Origin of the sequence: Neorhizobium sp. BETTINA12A (assembly GCF_023006485.1) — a bacterium.
GTDB lineage: Bacteria > Pseudomonadota > Alphaproteobacteria > Rhizobiales > Rhizobiaceae > Neorhizobium.
The window spans coordinates 82727-106300 of sequence record NZ_JALBGW010000001.1 but is presented as its reverse complement, the minus strand read 5'-3'; the positions used below and the strand labels follow the sequence as shown (position 1 = coordinate 106300).

Annotated in this window: 24 protein-coding genes and 1 pseudogene; 17 read left to right on the top strand and 8 right to left on the bottom strand. The window is 59.5% G+C overall.

What is annotated here, in order from left to right; all coding sequences use genetic code 11:
• Positions 1–44: 44 nt before the first annotated feature.
• The 3 genes from MOV61_RS00515 to MOV61_RS00505 form a co-directional block, all read right to left on the bottom strand.
• A complete protein-coding gene (locus MOV61_RS00515; RefSeq protein ID WP_247135129.1) occupies positions 45–968 on the bottom strand; it encodes a sugar ABC transporter substrate-binding protein in 924 nt (307 codons plus the stop codon).
• A gap of 113 nt (positions 969–1081) precedes the next feature.
• Positions 1082–1894 carry a TIM barrel protein gene (locus tag MOV61_RS00510; protein WP_247135128.1) on the bottom strand — a complete coding sequence of 271 codons (813 nt, stop codon included), beginning with the start codon at positions 1892–1894 and terminating at the stop codon, positions 1082–1084.
• A gap of 157 nt (positions 1895–2051) precedes the next feature.
• Positions 2052–3083: a LacI family DNA-binding transcriptional regulator gene (locus tag MOV61_RS00505; protein ID WP_247135127.1), complete on the bottom strand. Its 1032-nt coding sequence runs from the start codon at positions 3081–3083 to the stop codon at positions 2052–2054.
• Between the two features lie 172 nt (positions 3084–3255).
• Between MOV61_RS00505 and MOV61_RS00500 the strand changes: the two genes are divergently transcribed.
• The 7 genes from MOV61_RS00500 to MOV61_RS00470 all read left to right on the top strand — a co-directional run bounded on the left by MOV61_RS00500 (position 3256) and on the right by MOV61_RS00470 (position 9368).
• Complete coding sequence (locus tag MOV61_RS00500; RefSeq protein WP_247135126.1) at positions 3256–4347, top strand: fatty acid desaturase family protein; 1092 nt, start codon at positions 3256–3258, stop codon at positions 4345–4347.
• 44 nt (positions 4348–4391) lie between these two features.
• Entirely contained in the window at positions 4392–4706 is a 315-nt protein-coding gene (locus MOV61_RS00495) for a MocE family 2Fe-2S type ferredoxin (RefSeq protein ID WP_247135125.1), read from the top strand.
• 1 nt (position 4707) lies between these two features.
• The gene (locus MOV61_RS00490; RefSeq protein ID WP_247135124.1) at positions 4708–5928 is read left to right on the top strand and encodes an NAD(P)/FAD-dependent oxidoreductase; all 1221 of its coding nucleotides are present in this window, start codon (positions 4708–4710) and stop codon (positions 5926–5928) included.
• A gap of 25 nt (positions 5929–5953) precedes the next feature.
• Positions 5954–6748 (top strand): 3-methyl-2-oxobutanoate hydroxymethyltransferase, encoded by a 795-nt coding sequence (locus tag MOV61_RS00485; protein ID WP_247135123.1) that lies wholly within the window; start codon positions 5954–5956, stop codon positions 6746–6748.
• 19 nt (positions 6749–6767) lie between these two features.
• Positions 6768–7031: a hypothetical protein gene (locus MOV61_RS00480; protein WP_247135122.1), complete on the top strand. Its 264-nt coding sequence runs from the start codon at positions 6768–6770 to the stop codon at positions 7029–7031.
• Between the two features lie 284 nt (positions 7032–7315).
• A complete protein-coding gene (locus tag MOV61_RS00475; protein WP_247135121.1) occupies positions 7316–8458 on the top strand; it encodes an epoxide hydrolase family protein in 1143 nt (380 codons plus the stop codon).
• A gap of 79 nt (positions 8459–8537) precedes the next feature.
• Positions 8538–9368 (top strand): endonuclease/exonuclease/phosphatase family protein, encoded by an 831-nt coding sequence (locus MOV61_RS00470; RefSeq protein WP_247135120.1) that lies wholly within the window; start codon positions 8538–8540, stop codon positions 9366–9368.
• Positions 9369–10274: 906 nt separating this feature from the next.
• Here the strand turns inward: MOV61_RS00470 and MOV61_RS00460 are convergent.
• Positions 10275–10478, bottom strand: coding sequence for a cold-shock protein (locus MOV61_RS00460; protein ID WP_040125337.1), 204 nt, complete (start codon positions 10476–10478; stop codon positions 10275–10277).
• Positions 10479–10933: 455 nt separating this feature from the next.
• Here MOV61_RS00460 and MOV61_RS30270 point away from each other — a divergent pair, with 455 nt between their 5' ends.
• Positions 10934–11059, top strand: a complete 126-nt coding sequence (locus MOV61_RS30270) for a hypothetical protein (protein ID WP_258718730.1) — start codon at positions 10934–10936, stop codon at positions 11057–11059.
• A gap of 13 nt (positions 11060–11072) precedes the next feature.
• Here the strand turns inward: MOV61_RS30270 and MOV61_RS00455 are convergent, their stop codons facing one another.
• The 4 genes and pseudogenes from MOV61_RS00455 to MOV61_RS00440 all read right to left on the bottom strand — a co-directional run bounded on the left by MOV61_RS00455 (position 11073) and on the right by MOV61_RS00440 (position 13148).
• A complete protein-coding gene (locus tag MOV61_RS00455) occupies positions 11073–11381 on the bottom strand; it encodes a hypothetical protein (protein ID WP_247135119.1) in 309 nt (102 codons plus the stop codon).
• Positions 11382–11592: 211 nt separating this feature from the next.
• Positions 11593–11724: pseudogene (locus tag MOV61_RS00450) on the bottom strand (DNA polymerase IV); the annotation flags it as partial.
• A 69-nt stretch (positions 11725–11793) separates the two neighbouring features.
• A complete protein-coding gene (locus tag MOV61_RS00445) occupies positions 11794–12435 on the bottom strand; it encodes a 3-oxoacid CoA-transferase subunit B (RefSeq protein WP_247135118.1) in 642 nt (213 codons plus the stop codon).
• Positions 12435–13148 (bottom strand): CoA transferase subunit A, encoded by a 714-nt coding sequence (locus MOV61_RS00440; protein WP_247135117.1) that lies wholly within the window; start codon positions 13146–13148, stop codon positions 12435–12437. Before MOV61_RS00440 ends, MOV61_RS00445 begins: the two co-directional genes overlap by 1 nt.
• 77 nt (positions 13149–13225) lie before the next feature.
• Between MOV61_RS00440 and MOV61_RS00435 the strand changes: the two genes are divergently transcribed.
• From MOV61_RS00435 to MOV61_RS00395, 9 genes are all read left to right on the top strand, one after another.
• The gene (locus tag MOV61_RS00435) at positions 13226–13816 is read left to right on the top strand and encodes a PAS and helix-turn-helix domain-containing protein (protein ID WP_247135116.1); all 591 of its coding nucleotides are present in this window, start codon (positions 13226–13228) and stop codon (positions 13814–13816) included.
• A 293-nt stretch (positions 13817–14109) separates the two neighbouring features.
• Positions 14110–14793: a TetR/AcrR family transcriptional regulator gene (locus tag MOV61_RS00430; protein WP_247135115.1), complete on the top strand. Its 684-nt coding sequence runs from the start codon at positions 14110–14112 to the stop codon at positions 14791–14793.
• 297 nt (positions 14794–15090) lie between these two features.
• On the top strand, positions 15091–16038 hold the full coding sequence (locus MOV61_RS00425) for a 4-hydroxy-tetrahydrodipicolinate synthase (RefSeq protein WP_247135114.1): 948 nt from the start codon (positions 15091–15093) through the stop codon (positions 16036–16038).
• 10 nt (positions 16039–16048) lie between these two features.
• Positions 16049–16828, top strand: coding sequence for an SDR family NAD(P)-dependent oxidoreductase (locus MOV61_RS00420; protein ID WP_247135113.1), 780 nt, complete (start codon positions 16049–16051; stop codon positions 16826–16828).
• 95 nt (positions 16829–16923) lie between these two features.
• A complete protein-coding gene (locus MOV61_RS00415; RefSeq protein WP_247135112.1) occupies positions 16924–17895 on the top strand; it encodes a tripartite tricarboxylate transporter substrate binding protein in 972 nt (323 codons plus the stop codon).
• Positions 17896–17897: 2 nt separating this feature from the next.
• A complete protein-coding gene (locus MOV61_RS00410) occupies positions 17898–20273 on the top strand; it encodes a molybdopterin-dependent oxidoreductase (RefSeq protein WP_247135111.1) in 2376 nt (791 codons plus the stop codon).
• On the top strand, positions 20270–20728 hold the full coding sequence (locus MOV61_RS00405) for a tripartite tricarboxylate transporter TctB family protein (protein WP_247135110.1): 459 nt from the start codon (positions 20270–20272) through the stop codon (positions 20726–20728). Before MOV61_RS00410 ends, MOV61_RS00405 begins: the two co-directional genes overlap by 4 nt.
• A gap of 9 nt (positions 20729–20737) precedes the next feature.
• Entirely contained in the window at positions 20738–22237 is a 1500-nt protein-coding gene (locus MOV61_RS00400) for a tripartite tricarboxylate transporter permease (RefSeq protein WP_247135109.1), read from the top strand.
• Between the two features lie 34 nt (positions 22238–22271).
• Entirely contained in the window at positions 22272–23528 is a 1257-nt protein-coding gene (locus MOV61_RS00395; protein ID WP_247135108.1) for an FAD-binding oxidoreductase, read from the top strand.
• The last annotated feature ends 46 nt before the right edge of the window (positions 23529–23574 follow it).

The following is a 23574-nucleotide window of genomic DNA, read 5'->3' as shown; positions in this document are numbered from 1 at the left end:
AGTGATCCGCTGCCCCGCAAGGCAGCGGATCGGCCTATCCTCGGTTAATTCTTCGTCGTGAACTTGGCCATGTTTTCAGGCGTCACGAGCTGGAACGGGATCCAGACCTTGGCGTCCACTTTCTCACCCTTGGCGAGCTTTATGGCAGCGGCGACCGCGCCCGAGCCCTGACCGAAGGCATCCTGGAAGACGGATACGTCCAGATTGCCCGCCTTCATGTAAGCGAGCGCTTCCTGCGTGGCATCGATGCCCGCAACGACCACGTCCTTCATATCCCAGCCGGCAGATTTCATGGCGTTGATCGCACCGATCGCCATGTTGTCGTTGTTGGCGATGACAGCCGCCGGCTTGCGACCGGCCGCGATCCAGTTGGTCATCAGGTCCTGCGCCTTGACCGGATCCCATACGGCGGTCTGCTCGTCGAGGATCTTGATGCCCTTGCAGTCCGGCGTCGCGATCACGTCGTGGATGTCCTTCGTGCGCTGGACGGCAGCCTGATTGGCAAGATCACCGACCATGACAAGGATATCGCCCTTGCCGCCCAGGATGCGACATACTTCCTTGGTCTGCAGCGTGCCTGACTGAACTTCGTCGGAGGCGACGAATGCCCCCTTGGTGCCAAGCTTGTCCACGTCTGCCGGCATCCGGTTGACGTAGACGATCGGGATGCTGGCATCGTTCGCCAGCTTCGTCATCGGCGCCGTTGCCGTGGTGTCGACGGCATTGACGATGATCGCATCGACCTTGGAGGCGATGAAGTTCTGGATCTGGGAAAGCTGCTTCTGAACGTCATCATCGGCGATTTCGATCTGGACAGGCTGCTTCGCATCGGCTGCAGACTTCTCGATGCCCTTGCGCAGAACGGTCAGGAACGTGTCGGAATTGGCCATGGACACGCCAATATTGCCTGCATAAGCACTCGATGCCATCAGGACGCCGAACACGGCACCCGCCAAAAATTTCTTCATCTCTTCCTCCTCTGAAACGGTGCCCGGCGAACACCTCAAAAAAGCCGGTCGCCTCCTCCCCGAAGGCAATCTCACGAACCGGTCCGGTCACTCCCACCGGATCGGTGAAGACATCAAAGTCTGTCCCGGATCAGCTCCATGCTGCTGCGGATCATCGTTTGCGGATCGCTCGATGCGTGAACGGATGACGCGAACGGTTCGAACGAGAGTGGGCCGGAATAACCAGCGTCGATGAGCGCACGGATTTGACCGATATTGTCCAACCGGTCCCGTGCCGTCACCATCACGCGATGCGGGTCTCGCATGGCGTCGATGCTGACTTCCTGATCATCGACGCCTGAAATGTGGACCAGCCCCGTCAAATCCGGAAATATATCCGGCTCGCCAGCGAGCACGTGGTGGAACGTGTCATGAACCAGCTTGAAGCTCTCGCGGCCATCGATCGCGACAATCGCTTCCGCTGCTTCTTTCTTGGAGCGAAGCGAGCAGATCTGGAAGCCGAGCGGCTCCACGAGGCCGATGAGGTTATTGGCCCGCAGGATAGGTTTCAGCGCCTTGAGCGCAACGCGCAAATTCCCCTGACGTTCTCCCTCCAGCTTGCCGCTTCCATCGTTGACAGGCACGAGGACCAGGGCTTTTGCGCCGCAGGCAGCGGCATAAGCGGCCAATTCCGTGGCTTCCGCTTCCCGCTCCGGCGTCCATTCGTTGAAGCGCTGCAGGGCATTGATCGAAATGATTTCGGTTCCGTGCGCCTTTGCAAGGTTGCGGACAGTCTCAGGTGAAGTCTCGTCGAGTATGGCATTCCCGACAAGGTCGTTGCGGATCTCGAATTGCCGAACACCGAGCGATATGCCCAGTTCGAAAAAAACGCCGAGCGGCATGTGTGGCGCAACCATGTGGTTGAGCGCGAAGGTAAGCGCGGCCATGAGTTCTCCCGAAGTTTGGCGCGGCCGGCTTTCCTCCTCCGTCCCGCTGAATGAAGTCATCAGGTTTCGTGGCGTTGGTCAAAGAGGAAATAGCAATATTCCGTTTCATTTATGAAAGAATTTGCGGATCCATATGATGGATTTCCATCATCGCAGCTCAGATGTTTTCCGGCACGTAAATTTCGAGCGGCAGGAAAGTCTGGCCTGGCGCCGTCGCGGGACCGGTATCCACCGCCTCGACCATTAGCTGGACGAGTTCGCGGCATAGGTTGGCAAGCGGTGTCGCGATCGCCATGGTCACGATCTCGTCGGCCAGCGCTGCGCGGGAAATTGGCGTCAGTTCGTTGACGACGATAACATGCTTACCGCCGAGCTTTTCTTCTCGGATGGCGGAGATGGCGCCTTCCATTCCGCCGCCGGCAACATAGAAACCCACCAGATCCGGATGGCGGTGCAGCAGATCCAGCGTTGCTTCGTGGGTGATTTCGACCGTTTCCAGGTTCACCAGCGTGTCCAGAACCTCGAAATCGGGAGCGTGTTCGCGAAAGTAGGACCGAAAGCCGATCTCGCGCAGTTCGTGACCGTGAAAGCGGTGACTGCCGACGAAAACAGCCACCTTCCCGGGGCTTTTCGCAGCCTTCGTGATCATCCAGGCTGCCGTCCGGCCAGCCTTGCGGTTGTTGAGCCCGACATAGCCCTCGCGGATGCCGGAGGCGAAATCAGACAGGAGTGAGAATACCGGGATGCCTCTTGCCTTCAGTTCTTCCGCGGCCACCGTCAGGGCCGGATAGTCCGGGGATGTCATGGCGACCGCCTGATTCCTGGCGCCAACCTCTTTCAGCTTGTCGGCCAGTTCGCTCGGTGTCTGATTGGCGCAGAATTCGATCTGTGCCACGCCGCGAATGCCGGGATGATTCTGGACGGCGATCTCCAGCTCCCGCTTGAAGCTCTGGTAGAAATGGTGGTTGGGCTTCTGCAGGATGAAGCCCAACCGGTATTGCGGCAGGCCCTCGAACACTCGCTGCCGCAGCAATCCGACGGCATGGAAGTTAATCTCGTTTGCCGCGTCATAGACGCGCCGCGCCGTGTCCTCGCGCACCTTGTGGCGCCCGTTCAACACGCGGTCCACGGTTGCGACGCTCACTCCCGCAGCCTTTGCCAGATCCGCGATCGTTGGTCTCGATCCCATCTGTTCCTCCCTCAAGTGATATCTTTCTATCATGAAATAAGTCAAGAATGATAGAGTTTGATAGAATATATCATGCGTGGATTGTGATCCGTCAGAACAACGATAATCCTCAAGATCAGATTACATGCGGCGCCTTTGATGGCGACCGCATCGAAACCGATGGAGGAGATCGATGGCGAGGACAGCGGCAAAGCGTGACTATAGCCTGCTTGGACGCGATGCGCAGGCAGCGGTGGCCAATGGGCTCGCGGCGGCGCAGTGGTATCATACCGAGGTCCCGCGCAAGCAGATGAAGGAATTGATGAAGCGGGAGGATGGGCCAGCCCTCCGGGACACGGCGATCTGGCTCGGCTGCATGGCCGTCTTTGCGGGGCTTGGCATCTATTTCTGGGGCAGCCTCTGGGCGATCCCTTTCTTCCTCGCCTACGGCGTGTTCTACGGGTCCGCCTCGGATAGCCGCTGGCATGAATGTGGTCATGGCACGGCGTTCAAGACGATGTGGATGAACAACATTGTCTACCAGATCGCCTGTTTCATGATCATGCGCAATCCGGTGACCTGGCGCTGGAGCCATACCCGGCACCACACCGATACGGTCATTGTCGGCCGGGATCCGGAAATCGCGGTGATGCGTCCGCCGGACCTCCTGCGGCTGATCCTCAATCTGTTCGGCCTGCTGGATGCCTGGCATGCGGTGATCGACATGGTCCGCAATGCGTTTGGGGTCATCAGCGCCGAAGAGAAGATCATCATTCCGGAGACGGAGCAGCCGAAGGCGATCCGCGTCGCACGCATCTGGCTCGCGATCTATGTGGCGACCGTTGCGCTTTCGATCGCCGTGAATTCGATCCTGCCGTTGATGCTGATCGGCATGCCGCGCCTTTATGGTGCCTGGCACCATGTCATGACCGGCCTGCTGCAGCATGGTGGCCTTGCCGACAACGTCACCGACCACCGGCTAAACAGCCGCACGGTCTACATGAACCCGATCAGCCGCTTCATCTACTGGAACATGAACTATCACGTGGAGCATCACATGTTCCCGATGGTGCCCTATCACGCGCTGCCGAAGCTGCACGCGATGATCAAGGACGATCTACCGGTACCGAACCCGTCGATCCTCGACGGTTATCGAGAGATGATCCCGGCCTTCCTACGCCAGCTCCGGAACGAGGATTACTTCCTAAAGCGCGAGTTGCCGCCGACGGCAAAGCCCTATCGCGAAGACTTCCACAGCGACGCCATGGCGCCGGCGGCGGAGTGACGCCGGCGTCCGAGAAGACAAGTCATAAAGGGGAGGAGAACCCGATGAGCACCTGGATCGACGTCTGCGACAAGGACGAGATCGACGAAGAGGACGTCATCCGCTTCGATCACGACGGCAAGAGCTACGCCGTCTATCGCAGCCCGGAAGACAGTTTCCACGCGACCGACGGACATTGCACGCACGAGAATGTCCATCTGGCCGATGGACTGGTGATGGACGACATTATCGAATGTCCGAAGCACAACGGCCGCTTCAACTACAAGACCGGCCAAGCCAAGGGCGCCCCCGTCTGCGTCAACCTCAAGACCTATGCGGTCAAGGTCGACGGTGCCCGCGTCTTCATCCAGGTCGGCTGAGATGGGTGACAAAGGCATGGTGATCGTGGGCGCCGGCGAAGCGGGCGTTCGGGCGGCCTTTGCCCTGCGGGAGCGAGGCTACCGGGGGACCGTCACGCTGATCGGTGATGAGCCGCATCTCCCCTACGAGCGTCCACCCCTGTCGAAGGCGGGCGAGGAAGCCGGGACCGTCCGGGCGATTGTCGCAAGCGAACGTTTTGCTGAGGCGGGGATCACCTTCCTGCGAGGGCGGCGAGCTATCTTGGTCGACCCAGCACGCCATGCGCTGCTACTGGAACCCGGCGAAACGCTGTCCTACGAACGGCTGCTGCTCGCAACCGGCGCCGCTCCGCGCCAATTCCCAGGCCTTGCCACAAGCGATCACATCCATGTGTTGAGGACCCTCGAGGACGCATCCGCCATTCGTCGCCACATGCGGGAGGATGGCCGCCTGGCCATTCTCGGCGGTGGCTTCATCGGGCTCGAACTGGCCGCGATGGGCCGGAAACTGGGCACGGCCGTCACCCTGATTGAGGCGCAACCGCGTGTGTTGATGCGCGGCGTTCCCGAAAAGCTCGCACTCGCCTTGCAGGCACGGCATACGGCAGAAGGCGTGGAACTGCTCTGCGGCGTGGGGATCGAGACCATCGCCGATGGCCGGAGCGGCGTCACCATCGGGTTCGCCGATGGTCGCCACATCAAGGTCGATGCGCTCGTGGTCGGGATCGGCGCCCAGCCCAACACCCGCGTTGCCGCAGAAGCAGGGCTTGCGATCGACAACGGCATCACCGTCGACCGCTATCTGACGACCAGCGACCCGCACATCTTCGCCGCCGGCGACTGTTGCTCCTTTCCAGTCGCCGCCTATGGCGGCCGGCGCGTCAGGCTCGAATCCTGGCGCAACGCGCAGGAACAGGGCAGCGTCGCGGCGGCCAACATGCTGGGAGAGGCCGAACCCTTCGATGCGGTGCCCTGGTTCTGGTCGGACCAATACGACCTGACGCTGCAGGTAGCCGGCCTGTCCGACGGCGCAACATCGACCGTCGGCCGGACGCTGTCGCCGCAGGCCGAGATCCTGTTTCACCTCGATGCGGATGGGCGATTGCTGGCAGCCAGCGGACTTGGCCCCGGCGGTGCCGTTGCCCGCGACATTCGACTGGCCGAGATGCTGATCGCCAGGTGCGCGCACCCCGATCCTGCGGCACTCGCCGATCCTTCCGTCAAACTGAAATCCCTTCTGTGAGCGCCTGACGCCAAAGGATGCACCGATGAAATCCAACCGTCCCACCGTTGCCGATATCCTGGCGCTCAAGGGCAAGCGCCAGCTCAGCATGCTTCGTGTCGTCACGCTCGAGGAGGCGGAGGCCGCCGAGAGGGCCGGGATTGAAATGGTCTCCGTGCCGCCGGCGCTTCTGGGGCCTGCGTTTCGGGAGGTGGCGCCAAGCGTCTTTGCGGTGCCGGGGCTCGAATATGGCGACTTCGTCACGACGGAGGAATATCTGCGGGCGGCCTTCAAAGCGATGCGCGCCGGTGGCGACGCCGTCTATTGCGCGGCGAGCCTTCGGATCATCCGCGAACTCAGGGACGAGGGCATTCCCGTCTGCAGCCATGTCGGCCTCATTCCCTCGAAGGCAACCTGGACCGGTGGCTTCAAGGCGGTCGGCAAGACGGCCGACAGCGCGATGGCGATCTGGAATGCCGTCAAGGCCCTTGAGGAGGCCGGTGCCTTCGCCGCCGAAATCGAGGTGGTTCCGGCCGAAGTTGCCGCGCTGATCAGCGCCCGGACGTTTCTCTTCATGATCTCGATGGGGGCGGGCGCTGGTTGCGACGCGCAATATCTTTTTGCCGAAGACGTGCTCGGACAGAACCGCGGGCATGTGCCTCGACATGCGAAGACCTATCGCGACTTCAACGCAGAATTCGACCGCCTGCGGCACGAGCGCATCGCAGCCTTCCGGGAGTTCCGCCAGGACGTCGAGAGCGGAGCCTATCCGGCGGAGCCGCACAATGTCAGCGTGGCGGGCGAGGAAATTGCCCGTTTCCGCGATATGATCAACGGCTGATCAAGCCATAGGAGATGGCATGAAAGAGGCCGCGCCCGCTGAGAGAACGGATCACTCCGCGACGATGTTGTTGAACCAGTCAATCTCGTGCTGGGTGAGCGGCATACAGATCAACCGGAAGAAAACGCTGCGTTGCCGAAGAATTCGGCCAGCACCTTCGTCGTTTCGATGGGATCCTCTTTCCTCGGCGATCGCCCGCCTCTTCATAGGCGAGATTAAGATGGGGCGTTATGATGTATTTCGTCATGAGCATGAAACCAAAGTCGTCCACCACGTGTTTTAGATTTTTCCCGGGTGATCAGCGATCGGCGACGCCGCTCCGCATGTTGGCCCACCTGCCGAAGTCGCAATTCGCTACAACGATCAGGGGAGAGGCTGGTTCCCCTCTCGCCGCGGCGACGCGTTGAAGGGCGAGAGGGAGACGATCATCGATGACACGTGTCGGTGAATGTCGATTGGCGCCAGTGCGCGCTCACCTGGGCACGAAGCGAGCAAGATTATTCTTCGACCTGTGTGGCCAACGTATTTCAGCGGGCGCCTGAACGCGTTGCGGAAAGGATAAAGGGAATGGCAACACCGTTCAAAGTCGACTGGCCAGATGAGGCCTTCGATGCATTGAAGGCGCGGGTGCGATCATATCGTTTGCCTGACCAGCCGGATGATTCCGATTGGTCCTATGGCTGTGATCCCCAAACCCTGCGCGAACTCTGTGCCTATTGGGTTGACCGCTACGATGTTGATGCGATGGTCAGAGATCTCAACTGCTTTCCGCAGTTCACGATGGAGATTGATGGGCTGAGGCTTCATTTCGTTCACGTTCGAGGCGAGGCTGAGGGCAAGCGCCCTCTGCTCCTGATCCACGGCTGGCCCGGCTCGACTTACGAATTCTGGCCGGCGGTGGAAGCCTTGGCGTTTCCATCTCGTAACGGTGGACGTACCGACGATGCTTTCGACCTCGTCGTTCCATCGCTGCCAGGCTACGGCTTTTCTGCCAAGCCCAACCAGCCGATCGATCCGCGGCGCATCGGTGCATTGTTCAACGCGCTGATGCGCGAGGTCTTGGGGTACGATCGCTACCTCGTTCATGGGACTGACTGGGGTGCAGTGATCGGTCCATGGATGGCGCTAGATCAGGCCAATTCGATCCTCGGCTTGCATATTGATTATCTCGGCACTGTCCCTGAGGACGCGCCGCAGGATGACACCGAGCGACGCTGGATGCAGCAGTTTGCGGACTATGAGAAGCGGCTGGGTGCGTATTCACACCTTCAGTCCACGCGGGTACAGTCACTCGCCTATGCGATGCATAACAATCCCGTGGCCCAAGCCGCCTGGCTCCTCGAGCGCTTTCACGATTGGGCCGACCTGGGCGAACGATCGATCATCGACGTGTTCGGTCACGACCGATTGATCACCAGCATCATGCTTTATGTCATGACCGACACGTTCGCGACATCGACGTGGATCTACACCGCCTCGGAGCGAGAGAAGAGCAAGATGCTACCGAAAGGCCGCCGGATCGAGGTGCCTACCGGTTATGCCTCCTGGCCCGATCCGAGGCACCCAGCGCCGCCACGGTCCCTCGTCGAGCGCACCTGCAATCTAGTCCACTGGAGCGAACAACCGCGCGGCGGCCACTTCCCACCCACCGAACAACCGGAGGCGTTCGTCGCCGATCTGCGCGCCTGGGTACGCGGGATCGCCGCGTGACCTCCTGTGCCAAGCACAATGCTTCCACGACGCGAAAGCGCGTCAGGACGTTACTCACTACAGAGGAGTTCGTGATAAAATGCGTATCCGTGTTGTCACCCTGAATGTGTGGAATACACAAGGCGATGCGCGCAGAATTTCTCTGATTAATCAGGAATTGCGGGCGCTTCAACCGGATATCATTTCGTTGCAGGAAGTCGTCCAGTCCGAAAATATCCGGATGCTTGACGAAATCCTGGAAGGATTGGACATCGGGTCGATCCATCAAGTGGACCTTCAACGATTTCTTCCGCCCTTTGCCGATCAATATGGTGGGACAGCGATTGCGAGCAAGTGGCCGATGCGGCCGCTAGAGGCGCTGGACCTTCGGCTCGCTGAAGCACCCGATGTGCCTTGGGCGACGCTGGCTGCCGTCGTCGATGTTCCCAATGAGGGCGAAATGCTTTTCATCGCTGCGACGACCGCGTGGCGTCCGAGCGCAGAAGCGGCTCGCGAACGGCAGGTACAGGCGATCGTTGATCTTGATCTCCGCCATCGCCGGGCGCTCCCGACCATTATTGCCGGAGATTTCAATGCCGATCCAGATTCGTCAAGTATGAGATTTCTGACTGGTCGTCAGTCATTGGGCGGCCGAAGTGTGCTCTACCACGATGCCTGGGACATTGCGGGTGAGGGAGTGGGGTTCACGTGGACCAGTGACAATCCCAATGCAAAGGCAGGCATCGATCAGATCATTCGACAGCCGGAATATCATCGCCGGTTCGACTACGTCCTTGTTGGCTCCTGGGATGGTCACCCGAAAGCCCATGCGCTTGTGCATTCCGCGCAGGTCGCCTTTGACAAACTACGGGATGGAATTTGGTTAAGCGATCATTTTGGTGTGGCCGCCGAAATTGACGTGGGCCTTTGATGGGATGGAAAGGCCGTGACCTTCTCATCGATCTCTTCGCAAATCCGAGATACCTGGCTCTTGAAGATACCACTCATGCCCACCGCCTTGACCAGATCGCGCGTCACAAGCCCCTTCGAGCCCGCCGGATTGAAAGTGATCAATCCACGGTCCCAATGAAGGTGATATTCAGCCAAGTGCCCTTGAGTCCGATTTCCACCGGGACCGCCGAAGAGGAAATGTCCGAAAACCGTTCGGAAGTCCTACTCATCGCCGCGGAGGATCCAGCGTTGGAAGAGACTTCGCGTGAGCGGCCGCTTCGCCGGAGTAGGGGAAATCCTCACCGAGCTGGCGGTCGCCGTCATAAACTTTGAAGGTCGGTCCCTCGAGCTCAACAATCCTATAACCGTTGACGTACTCGACCTTTGGCGTTTTCCATCCCATTATCAGCTTCCTTCTTAGAATCTTTACAGCCGCGGCTCGGGCTCGCCGGCAGGCTACAGCATTCTTTGTCCCGGAATCGCCAAGACAACTTGCACCCGCCCATGTTTATCAGGAGGGGTGCTAAACGGCTTCGATCTCATCGACCTGGTTGCGAAGTGCGGACGGCGGATTACGATCAGCGTCACGCCCGGCCGCCGTACCGACCGCGAACTCCGCTCCCGCACCTAGTCAGTCTCTCCCGAAACTTTATCAGATCTCGCAGGGCATCGTAGCCCTGTCCTGGACCCTACCCGTCGGGACCTCGCTGGCAAGCTGGCGGCACGCTTGTCCAACCTACATCCAATCTCGGCAGGCCTGCTATTCCGGCGCGTTGATCTCGTCGATGTGCCACATGGATCAGCTTGGCTCGTTGGCGAAACTGCCAGCTCAAGCTGAACAGCGCTTCCTGGCAGAGCCCTGTATTTCGCGAAGCCGATTTCTTAGTCAAAGAACCGAAACGTTCTCTGCTTTTGATTTCCCGGTCTTGCGATCTTGCCCCAGTTCGAAGCTCACCTTGTCGCCTTCACGGAGTGATCCGCCGCGCTCGAGTGCGGAGACATGGACGAAAACGTCCTGGCCGCCATTCTCGGGCGTGATGAAACCAAAACCCTTGTCGTCGTTGAAAAACTTCACTGTACCAGTCGCCATAAATACCTATTCCCGTGTTCGCAGAGTTGCGGGTGTACTCTATAGCGGGATGACCGCCGTGGATACAATGATCGTCGCGAATATCTCCGCGCGCAGGCGTGCGAGCGACCTGTTCATCGCCCTGTAGATAAAGCCAGTTTCGAATGGGTGCTCTAGTAGGCAGTCCTGATGAAGCCGCTCAATCGACCGATCGCGCAGCTTCATCCCTGCGTTAACTCGCCCTTTCCTGAACCGCTGGCCGTCCCGTCCGTTCAATGGGGATCGGCATCGTGTCTGCAACTCACAAGTTATGGCTTCCGCCACTTGCTAACTCTCCTAAGCAATCATGGACGGGAGTGCGGGTCGGAGAAGAAGTCCAGCTGGTGTGCCTTCCTGTGTAAAAGTGAGACGCAATTAACCTCTCGGTAACGAAGCCGGAGCATGAGTCTGGGGCTCAATCGCTGAGAGGTTTTGTTATGCGTGTTCCCGGTGGTGCTGTGCTTTTGGTTATTCCGATTATTGCGGTGCTGCTGTTTGGCGCGTCGCTCGCTTGGGACCAGCTCGACAAACTTGATCCCATCGTGACTGGCACGATCCGGTAGAAAGACATTTTCCTCACGTGCTGTTCTTGACACGGCTACGCCGCTGCCGGCGCTCGGTCGAAAGGTCGGGCAGATTGCCATCCAACTGCAGGCCGGTGTGGTCGCGGTCATCCGCCGAGAATTCTCTTTCGATTTCCATGATCGCCTCGTCGAGCCTGTGCAGTTGGATCGGCAGAGAACCATGCCCAGCAGGCATGTCTGGGCGTGTAAGAAGCCGTTCTACTGCGCGGCGGGCGGAAGCATAGATACGTTGCCGCCCTTCGACCGTGGCGTCGCTGGAGCGCTGGATGGCTTGGCGGAGTACGGAAATAAGTGCTGACATAGGATCCCTGCCGCGATGAAAGGCACGGAGCTAGGGCCAGATTGTCAGTCGTCAATCGTGCGAATTCGCGCTAAATCCAAATGTTTACTATTTCCAAGCGCCGATCGATGCATAACTGGCTCGAGGGGCTATTTCCTGAACCAGACATCCCGCATAGGTTTCCGCCGGGCGCCTCGCCGTTCAACCTTTCCTGTTCAGAAAAGCTCGCGGCCTAAAGCGACAGCCGCAGCTGCGATTCCGCGGCCGGTGCTCGCCGTTCCAGAGAGGACAGGGTGACGCTGAGCAGGCGGATCCCTTTTCGCGGTGGGAAGATTGGTGCGAGCAGCAGGCCGACCACGTTCTCCCCGATCAGGAAGAGATCAGCTCCGGCGTGGGGCGATCACCTCGCGGGATGTATCGCCCCATGCGCCGATCAAAGACCAACCCTGAAATCAGCTCGGGTCTTTGCCTTGATTTCTTCCAAGGTCACTCCCTCTGCCATTTCGATCAGCACCATTTCCGGAGCGCCCGTTCTTGCGATCGTGAAAACGCCGAGGTCGGTGATGACGAGGTCCACGACGCGCTTGCCTGTCAGCGGAAGATCGCATTCCGGCAAAAGCTTCGACTCGCCCTTGGCCTCGTGCTCCATCAGTACCACGACGCGTTTGACGCCGGCGACGAGGTCCATCGCGCCGCCCATGCCCTTCGCCATCTTGCCCGGAATCATCCAGTTCGCAAGGTCGCCGTTGCTGGCCACCTGCATGGCGCCCAGGATCGACAGGTCGATGTGACCGCCGCGGATCATCGCGAAACTGTCGGCCGACGAAAAGAAGCTCGTCATCGGCAGTTCGCTGACCGTCTGCTTGCCGGCATTGATGAGGTCGGCGTCGACTTCATTGTCGAGCGGGAAAGGGCCGATGCCGAGCATGCCGTTTTCGCTCTGCAGCACGACATTGATCCCGTCGGGAATGTGGTTGGCCACCAGCGTCGGAATGCCGATGCCAAGGTTGACGTAGAAGCCGTCCTGAAGCTCACGCGCTGCGCGCGCGGCCATCTGGTCGCGTGTCCAAGCCATTACATCGCCTCCGTCTGTACGGATCTCACGGTCCGCTGTTCGATATGTTTCTTCGCATCGGGAACATGGAGAATTTTCGAGACGAAGATGCCCGGCGTATGGACATGGTCGGCGTCGATCTGGCCGACGTCGACGAGATGTTCGACCTCGGCGACCGTGAACTTGCCCGCGGTCGCCATCATCGGATTGAAGTTCCGGGCCGTCTTGCGATAGACGAGATTGCCTTCGGTGTCGCCCTTCCAGGCATGGACAAGCGATACGTCCGCCGTCAGCGCCATTTCCATGACGTATTGCTCGCCGCCGAACTCCCGTATCTCCTTGCCCTCCGAAATGATCGTACCGACACCCGTCTTTGTGAAGAACGCCGGGATGCCTGCGCCGCCTGCGCGTATCCGCTCCGCAAGCGTACCCTGCGGATTGAACTCGAGCTCGAGTTCGCCGGAAAGGAACTGTTGGGCGAAGAGCTTGTTCTCGCCGACATAGGACGAAATCATTTTCCGAATCTGGCGTGTTTCCAGCAACAGGCCGAGGCCTATTCCATCTACGCCAGCATTATTCGAGATGACAGTGAGGTCCTTTACGCCGGACAGCTTGACGGCCTCGATCAGAATTTCGGGTATTCCGCAAAGCCCAAACCCTCCCGACATGATCACCATGCCGTCCTGCAATACGCCTGCCAGCGCCTCAGTGGCGCTTGATACTATCTTTCGCATCCCGACCCTCCCACGAAATTACGTTAGTGCGAAACTAAGGCTTGATCGACCTCGGCGGCTAGCCGTATTAATACTGCATGCCCGAAGCTCCAGCATCAATTCCGGATCCGGATCAGAGCCATCGCTTTCCGCTGGCCGATATGCCGGTGCCTATGGTTTATGCAAGGCATCGCATTATTCGCGATTGCAACGTCGAATTCGCGACGCTTTTTGGGCTTCGCCGGGAAGAGATCCTGGACACCAGTTTTGCACGGCTCTACCCGAAGATCGCAGACTTTGTCCGCATTGGTCATTTGTGGCGCAGTCATCTGCCTGCCGGGCAGGTTTTTTATGACGAACGGATCATGACGAGGGGGGATGGCGGACGCTTCTGGTGCAGGGTGAACGGCCGTAGCCACCATTTTGCCGATCCGTTTGCCGAAGCACTCTATTGTTTCCAAGCGATCAACCGGCCGATCAAAAGCTCCGATCCTACCTTTACCGACCGGCAGCACCAGATCATCACCCTGGTTGCCCAGGGAAAGAGTAACGCAATGATCGCTGACGAACTCGGACTTTCGAAACGTACCATCGAATCTCATCGCGCCCGGCTTATGCAAGCCGTAGGCGTACGCAATTCGGCCGAGCTGGTAGCCTGGTTTACGGCAGGTCATAAACGGCAAGGATGAGTTCATTCAATCTGACTGAGTAGTATATCCTCAGTCGGACTTCTTTCCCAAACAACAAGGTCGGCGCCATCATCTGCCCAGGATGAGCGCCGAGTTATGCTGGCGAGGCGGTTTTCGCGCGGGACGGCATCAAACGCCATTTTGCCGCTGCCAAATTGACCGGTGTGGACCGCGGTGCCAAGCTTGATGACGGCCCCACAAATCCTCATGCTCCCAAAAATTGCACTTGATGGCCCCCGTCGGTCCGCTACAAAACGACGACGATAGCCACGAAGCAAAAGAATTTGGGATGCATGGCAAAAAAGGCAGATAGCGGAACGTCCAAAGTCGATCGCGCGGATGAGCCGCGGGAGCGCATTGTTGCGGCCGCGCGCGAAGTATTTATTGAGCAGGGGTTTGATCTGGCGACCGTTCGCGACATCACGATGCGGGCCGATGTGAACGTTGCCGCCGTCAATTATTATTTCGGCACCAAGGAAGAGCTCATCAGCGAGGTCCTTAACCTGATGATGGAGCCCTATACCCATGCCCGGATAGAGGCTTTGGAAAAATGCGAGGCCTCAGCCCGTCCGGGGTTCCCGGTTTTGGAGGAAGTCGTCGGGGCTCTTGTCCGGCCGATGGTACAGTTCAGCCGCGATGCCTCCGGTGCTCGTCCCCTGACGCGGCTGATCCTGCAGATCCGTTCGCGGCCGCGTGAATCCACCAACCGTTTTTTCATCCGCCGTGTCGATCCAGCCGTGTTCCGTTTTATCGATGCCTTCAGTCGAGCACTACCTGCTATGCAGCGCCGCGATATTTTCTGGCGTTACAATTTTTCGATTGGCGCCATCATGCAGGTCCTGATCGATTCAGACCCGGCATCGTACCGCCTCAAGCAACTGTCCGGCGGCCTTTGCGATACCGATGATGATGAAGAGATCATCCGTCAGCTCTCGCGGTTTATCTGCACCGGATTCCAGGCGCCTGCCATCGGGTGATGATCTCGGATCTCGACTTACAGATGAAAGTTGCGCACGACGAGATATACTTCAGTTTCTATTAAAAGTCGGATCTACGCTGGGTGATAATCTTTTTTATTGCCTTTTGAGAAAAACGTCAGGGCATCTATTTCAAGATTAGACTGTTTTTCCAATTATTCCTTCAATCGCATGCTGGTTTTTCCAAAGTCACCGGCTGCTGCTTGATTCTTGGGCGGTCTGACCGATTAAAGTCATTGACTCCATCTCGTCTCAAATTATGTTTCAAACATTGTTTAACATTCACGGAGTCCTGCAATGACAGCCGCTGCCCCGAAGATCACCGGATCCTTCGTTGCCTTGATCACCCCGTTTGACAAGTCAGGCGCTGTCGATATGGGGGCATTCCGCGAATTGCTCTCCTTCCATGAGGCGAACGGCACCTCAGCCGTCTTGATCATGGGCTCGACCGGCGAGGTATCCATGCTGTCGGCCGAGGAGAAGAAGAAAATCATCGTCGAGACGTCGAAAATGAAATCGGCCAAGATGCCGATCTTCTTTGGCTGCACCGGCAACAACACCGACGTTACGATTGAAAATGTGAAGTTCGCCAAGGATAACGGCGCGGACGGTGCCATCCTCGCGGCTCCAGCCTATATCTGCGCGCCGGAAGCCGACATCGAAGGTTATTTCCTGGAGGTCGCCGACGCGACCGACCTGCCCCTCGGGCTCTACAACAACCCGCCGCGCGTCAAGAGCGACCTGCACTGGGATCACCTGCTGCGCATCTTCAAGCATCCCAACTACGTCATTCACAAGGAATCCACCGCGCGTGTTGGCCAGGTTGCCCAGGTTCTCGCTGCGCGTCCGGATATTTCGGTCATGTGCTGCGACAGCCCCAATCTCGGCCTCGTCGTTCCAACAATGAGCCTTGGTGGCCATGGCACCGCCAATATGGGCGGTAATATTGCCCCGGCCGAAGTGGCGGTGATGTCGCGTCCGTGGACGAGTTATGTCGAAGCCGAAGGGTTCCGCGACACCTATTTGAACCTTCTGCCGCTGCTGCACTACAATTACTCGGCGATCAATCCGGTTGCCGTGAAATCGCTGATGAAGGCCGTCGGGCTGCCGGCTGGCGAACTGCGGCGGCCATTGACAGGCCTTGAAGGCGAAGCGCTCGCAAAGGGCATTCGCATCGTCCAGGACCTCGGCCTCGACAAGAAATATGGTTGGAAGCTGCAGCCCGCTTCCTCCTTGGCCGCTTGAGGCTCGGCCGATGGATCTCGGGATTTCCGGTCGAAATGCTATCGTTACCGGCGCAAGCCGGGGCATGGGCAAGGCCGCCGCAATGGCTCTCGCGCGGGAGAATGTGGATCTGACCATCATCGCCCGCACACCTGAAACATTGCAGGCGGCAGCCGCAGAAATTCGAGCCGTTAGCGGCGCCCGCGTCACCGCCGTGGTTGGCGATATTACCACGCTTGCCGGTCGTGAAGCCGTTCTGTCCGTCTGCCCAAAACCGGACATCCTGGTCAACAACGCCGATGGCGAACTGCCCGGTGATTTCCGCAACTGGTCTCGTGAGGACTGGTTGCGGGGCATCGATCGGATGATGCTGACACCGATCGACATGATGCGTCTGACCGTCGACGGAATGATGGCCCGCGAGTTCGGCCGTATCGTCAACATCGTGTCGCGCAGCGTCAAGATCGCCCAGGCCGAGCTTGGCATGTCGAATGCGGCGCGCTCCGGCCTGGTCGGTTTCGTCGCGGGCCTCGCTCGACAGACGATCGCCCACAATGTGACGATCAACAATATGCTCCCGGGCATTGTCGCTTCGGATGGCCAGCGCCAGCATGTCGAGGTACTTGCTCAGGAAAGCGGCCGCTCTTTCGACGAAATCTGGGCCGCCCGTGCGGCACAGAACCCGGCCGGCCGCTACGGGCGCCCCGAAGAAATTGGCGCCTACATTGCCTTCCTCTGCTCGGCGAATGCCGGCTTCGTCACCGCTCAGAACCTGCTGATCGATGGCGGGCAATATCCCGGAACGTTCTGACGGCAGGAGCGGATTGCTGCTCGCCGCGAAGAATCCGCGATGCATACAATGACTTTCGACTGCATACATCCTCTTGGAGCCAGAAGGAATCCATCATGAACCGCTTCGGAACAGTATTGCTTTCTCTATCGATGACGCTGTCGGCGGCCGGCCTCGCCAAGGCGGATGACTATCCCAGCCGGCCTGTGTCCATTGTCGTGCCTTATCCGCCGGGCGGTGCAGTCGATGGCGTTGCACGCGTTCTGGCCGCCACGCTTTCGGTCAAGACCGGCAAGACCTTCGTGGTCGATAACCGTGCGGGCGGTGCCGGCGGCGTGGTCGGTTCGTCCGATGTGGTCAAGGCTGCTCCCGATGGCTACACCCTGCTGCTGAATGCGTCGATCCATGTGGTCACGCCGCTGATCAACAAGAACGTGCCTTTCGATGTCGTCAACGACTTCACGCACATCAGCGGCATCGCGGCTGGCCCGCTGCTGATCACCACCAATCCGTCGGACAAGGCCAACACGCTGAAGGAATTCTTCGCCGAGGTGAAGGCGGCTCCGGATTCCTACAACTTCGCCACCTCGGGTTATGGCTCGGCTGGTCATTTGGCTGTGGAAGTCCTGAAGGGCGAAGCTGGCGTCGATACTGAAGTGGTTACCTACAAGGGAGCCGGTCCGGCACTTACCGACATGATTGGCGGCCAGGTGCAACTGATCGCTGATCCGATCCTGTCGTCCCTGCCGCACGTCAAGGCAGGCCGGCTGAAGCCGCTTGCGGTGACCAGCCTGACCCGTTCGCCCCTGGCACCGGATGTCCCGACCGTTGCCGAGAGCGGCATGCCTGCATTGGAAATGCTGTCCTGGTACGGTGTCTGGGCGCCGAAAAATCTTGATCCGAAAGCGGCGGAATATCTCGGCAAGGTCCTTCAGGACGTCGTCACCTCCACCGAATTCAAGGACAAGCTGACCGTCTTCGGCTTCGAGCCGATGTACAAGAACAGCGCGGATCTGAAGGCCTTCGTGGTTGACGAGACACAGCGTTACAGCAAGATCGTCAAGACAGCCGGCATCAAGGTAGAATGAAGATGACGAAGGCTCCGAAAACCACGCAATATTCGGAGCCTTCGGCAGACCGGCGCCATGTCGGAACCCATTGGGGGTTCTACAGCCATGATGGCTTGGACGGCGCCATTCGTCCGATGGCGGGCGATCCCGATCCCGTTCGATTCGGCGGGGAGCTTCCAGCCGACAGGCTCGCGCCGTGCCGCATCCTCAGGCCGGCGGTCAGGCGATCCTTTCTGGAAAAGGGACCGGGTAATCGTGCCGGCCGGCGGGGAGCCGAGGCATTTGTCGAGGTTTCCTGGGACGAAGCACTCGAACTGGTCGCCGGCGAAATTCGCCGCGTCAGGGACGAGCACGGCAACGGCGCGATTTTTTCCGGCTCCTACGGCTGGTCGAGCGCCGGGCGATTTCATCATGCGCAAAGCCAGCTGAAACGCTTTTTCAACATGAACGGCGGTTCCGTTCGTTCCGTCCAGAGCTATAGTTATGCCGCCGGCGAAATCATCCTGCCGCACGTCATCGGCTCCACCGATGGGCTGATTACCGGCCATAGCCCATGGAGCCAGATCGTCGGCCATGCGGATCTGATCGTGATGTTCGGCGGCACGCCGCTTCGCAACGCTCAGGTCAATGCCGGCGGCGTTTCGCGGCATGAAACTCGCCAGGGTCTGCTTGATTGCAAGGAAGCAGGCGCCCATTTCATCAACGTCGGACCTGTCCGGGATGACGCCGCCGGCGAGCTCGATGCCCAGTGGATGTCTCTCAGGCCCGGGACGGACGCCGCCCTGCTGCTGGCCATCGCCCATGTGCTGATAAAGGAGGATCGTTACGACGCCGGGTTCATCGGGCGCTACACCGCTGGCTTCCAGACATTGCGGGACTATCTGTTTGGCAAGGCGGACGGCGTCATCAAGGACGTCGCCTGGGCAGCCGGCATTACGGGTCTTGAAGCGCAGGACATCCTCACCCTTGCCCGGACCATGGCCTCGCGAAAAACCTTCATCATGATGGCATGGGCGCTGCAACGCGCCGACCATGGCGAACAGGCCTATTGGGCGGCAATCGCGGTGGCATCGCTGCTCGGTCGCATCGGTCTGCCCGGTGGAGGATTTGGTTTCGGTTATGCATCCGTATCGGGCATCGGCCAGCCGGCGCCGGCCGTGAAATGGCCGTCGCTACCGCAAGGGCAGAATGCGATTTCCGACTACATTCCGGTCGCCCGAATTGCCGACATGCTGCTTTCGCCGGGAGCGGAATACGACCATGACGGCAAAAAACGGATCTATCCGGACATAAGGCTGATCTATTGGGCTGGCGGCAATCCCTTTCACCATCATCAGGATCTCAATCGACTGGTTGAAGCTTGGCAGAAGCCTGAAACGATCATCGTTCACGAGCATTGGTGGAATGCCCACGCCCGGCATGCCGACATCGTATTGCCGGCCTCGACATTCCTGGAGCGCGACGATCTGGTTGCCAGCGGCCGCGACGGTTTTCTCGGATATTCGACACACACGACGGCGCCACCTGCGGACGTATTCTCGGATCACGAGATCCTGCGTCGCGTTGCGGCAAAGCTTGGGACTGAAGCGGCATTCACCGGTGGATTGAGCGAATCCGAATGGCTGGAGAAGCTTTATGCCGACGCGCAGGCGAACGCCGCGTCAGGCGACATTTCCCTGCCTGATTTTTCCACGTTTCGGAATGTGGGACTGATTGAAGTGGAAAGCCAAAACGCCGACAGGCCTTTGCTTGCCGCGTTTCGCGCGGACCCGGTCGCCCATCCGCTGCACACGCCGTCCGGTCTGATCGAGCTTTCCTCGGAACTCATTGCCGGCTTCGACTATGTCGATTGCCCTGGCCATCCGGCGTGGGTGGAACCGGCCGAATGGCTGGGGGGCAAACTGGCGGACGTCTATCCACTGCATCTCCTGTCCTGCCAGCCGCATGACAAGCTACACAGCCAGTGGGACCATGCGGCACCGTCGCGCCGGACCAAAAGCGGCGGCCGCCAGCCGGTGCGCATTCATCCCGACGACGCCGCGGCTCGCGGCCTGGCGCAAGGCGAGGTGGTGACCATTTCCAACGCCCGCGGTGCATGCCTGGCGATCGTTGCCATCACCGATGCCGTCATGCCCGGCGTCGTGCAGTTGGCGACGGGCGCCTGGTTCGATCCGGCGGATCCCTCGACGCCGGGTTCGCTGGAACTGAACGGCAATCCGAATGTCCTGACGCCGGATCATGGAACCTCCCGCCTCACGCAGGGGCCAAGCCCGAACTCATGCCTTGTCGAGATTTCCCGTTTCATCGGCACACCGCCGCAGGTGCGAGCCTACCGCCCGCCGGATCTGGTCCCCGACCCGCGATTGAATGACGCTCACGGAAAGGAATGCCCATGACCTCACGTCTCAATCCGCAATTGATCGCAGGGCTCGTGTTCGTATTGATCGGCGCCGCTTTTCTGTTGAGCAGTCTCGATCTCTCCTATGGTACCTGGCGCAAAATCGGTCCGGGTGCATTTCCGGGCCTGGTCGCCTCGGCGCTGATCGCCATGGGCGTCATTGTCGCCTTTACGGCCGAGAAACATGACACCAGCAAAGAACAACCGGGCCTTTATTCATCGAAGGTCACGTTCATCATTGCAGCGATAGTGGTGTTTGGGCTGGTCATTCGTGGAGGAGGGTTGCTGCCGGCGGTCTTCTGTTGCTGCGTCATCTCCTCGTTGGCGTCGCGCCCTTTGCGGCCGGTGAAATCGATGTTGTACGGGCTCGGGCTCGGCACGGCCTGCAGCCTGGCCTTCGTCAAGGGGCTTGGCATGCCAGTTGCCATCATTGGTCCCTGGTTCGGGCTTTAGGACGATCACATGGACACGCTGAACGCGCTGCTACTCGGCTTTGACCAGGCAATCCTGCCGACGAACCTGTTCTGGTGCCTGATCGGCACGCTGCTCGGGACCCTTGTCGGCGTCCTGCCGGGCCTCGGGCCCGCCGCCACAATGGCCATCCTCCTGCCTTTCACCATCGGACTTGAACCGGTGACGTCGCTGATCATGATGGCAGGCATCTATTACGGTGCGCAATATGGCGGTTCGACAACGGCCATCCTTCTCAATCTGCCCGGTGAAGCATCGTCCGTGGTGACAGCGATCGACGGTTACAAGATGGCCCGCAACGGACGAGCGGGCGTGGCACTGTCGACAGCGGCGATCGGCTCTTTTTTCGCCGGCACCGTCGCCACGCTGTTGCTGGCGCTGTTTGCGCCCTCGCTTGCCGAAATTGGATTGCTGTTCGGCCCCGCGGAGTACTTCTCCCTGATGATCCTCGGGCTTGTCGCCTCGGTCGTGCTTTCGCGCGGATCGCTGCCGAAGGCACTTGCCATGGTCTTCATCGGCATTCTGGTCGGTCTTGTCGGCCAGGACGTACAAACTGCCGTGCCGCGCTTCACGCTCGGTTTCGAAGAGATGTCGAGCGGTATCAATTTCGTCGTGGTGGCGATGGGATTATTCGGCATTGGCGAGTTGATCAAGGATCTGGAAAACCCGGAAAGCCGCACGGCCATCAACGCACCATTCTTCTCGATGATCCCGTCGCGGGAAGACTGGCGCAGGATGGTTGCGCCGATCCTTCGGGGCACCGGGATCGGTTCCGTGCTGGGACTTCTGCCGGGTGGAGGCGCGCTTCTCGCTGCCTTCGCCGCCTATGCCATAGAGAAGCGCGTTGCCAATCCGCCCGAAGGTTTCGGCGGTGGTGCGATCGAAGGCGTTGCATCGCCCGAGAGCGCCAACAATGCCGGTGCGCAGACCTCGTTCGTCCCGCTGCTCACGCTCGGCCTACCGGCAAACGCCGTCATGGCCTTGATGTTCGGCGCTCTGATCATGCAAGGTATCGCACCCGGGCCGACGCTGATTTCCGAACATCCCGACGTGTTCTGGGGCGTCATTGTGTCGATGTGGGTCGGCAACCTCATGCTGCTGGTCTTGAACCTGCCACTGATCGGCATCTGGACCCGCTTGCTGACGATGCCTTTCCACTATCTCTTTCCGGCTATCGTGGTGTTCTGCTCGATTGGCGCATTCTCGCTCAGCAACTCGGTCTTCGATCTTTGGCTGCTTGGAGCCTTCGGCGTCGCCGGCTACATCTTCGCCAAGCTTGATTGCGATCCGGCACCACTGGTGATGGGCCTCATTCTCGGGCCGATGATGGAAGAGAATTTCCGTAGGGCCATGTTCCTCGCCCGTGGCAATCCCGGCATTTTTGTCGATCGTCCGATTTCGGCGGGTCTGCTTGTCCTTGCTGTGCTCGCCATCCTCGCGGTCGCACTGCCGAAGATCAAGGCCGTCCGCGAAGAGGCATTTCAGGAATGAACCGGCTTATTTTGGACACGCAGAGTGAAACACCATGCATGTAGTGGTCATTGGAGCGGGTATCGTCGGCGCAGCGACGGCACTCGAGCTGTTGAGAGACGGGCACGAGGTCACCATCGTCGAACCCGAACAGCCCGGCGGTCGCCACGCCGCAAGTTATGGCAACAGCGGCTGGCTGAGCCCTGCCTCGATCATCCCGATGTCGATGCCCGGCCTCTGGAGGAAGGTGCCCGGCTATCTTGCCGACCCTTCCGGACCGCTGACCATCCGCTGGCGGCATCTGGCGCGTCTCGCGCCCTGGCTGCTGCGCTTCGTGCTGGCCGGTTCGACGGAAGCCAAGGTTGAACGGACCGCGCAAATTCTGGCGAGCCTCCTGCACGATGCTCCATCCCGGCATGCGGCGCTGGCAGAGGAAATCGGACGGCCGGATCTTATCCGGCGCAGGGGCCTGCTCTACGTGTACCAGGACCGAGCGGCTTTCGAGGCAGAGACTTTTGCGTGGCGCCTGCGACGCGACAACGGCGTTTCCTATCGAGAACTATCTTCGGCAGAGTTGCATGAACTCGAGCCGAATCTTTCATCCCGTTACTCCTTTGCTGCCTTCGTTGAGGATGGTGGTCATTGCGTGGATCCGGGAGGTTATGTCGCAGCAATGGTCGATCATGCGGTGGATCTTGGCGCCCACCGCATCAATGCTAGGGCGACCGGTTTCGATCTTACCGGCAACCGGCTTTCCGGTATCCGGACAGAGGCGGGCACCGTGATGTGCGACAAGGCCGTCATCGCTGCCGGTATACACTCAAAAAAGCTTGCCGCGTTGGCCGGTGACACAATCCCGATGCAGAGCGAGCGCGGTTATCACGTAGTCATTCCCTATCATCTGGCCAAGGGGGAGATGCCGATCATGCCGAGCGACGGCAAGATGGGCAACAATCCGAGCCTTGCCGGACTTCGTATTGCCGGACAGGTCGAGCTGGCAAGCGTTGAGGAAAACCCGGACTGGACCCGCGCCGAAATCCTGCTGAAACACGCCAGAGGAACCTATCCGGCACTATCGGATCTATCCGAAGGTAAAAATATCGATCGGTGGATGGGGCATCGGCCCTCGACTGCGGACGGCCTTCCGGTGATCGGTTTTTCGAAGTCTTCCGAAGATATCGTTCACGCGTTTGGCCACGGTCACGTCGGCCTTGCAGCCGGACCGGTCAGCGGCGCGCTTGTTGCAGGCCTGATCGCTGGGCGCGAATGTGCCATCGATCTATCCGCGCTGTCCGCCGCCCGTTTTCGCTAATCCGCAATCTGCAGGATCGTGTCGGAGAACATCATGCGGCTGAAAT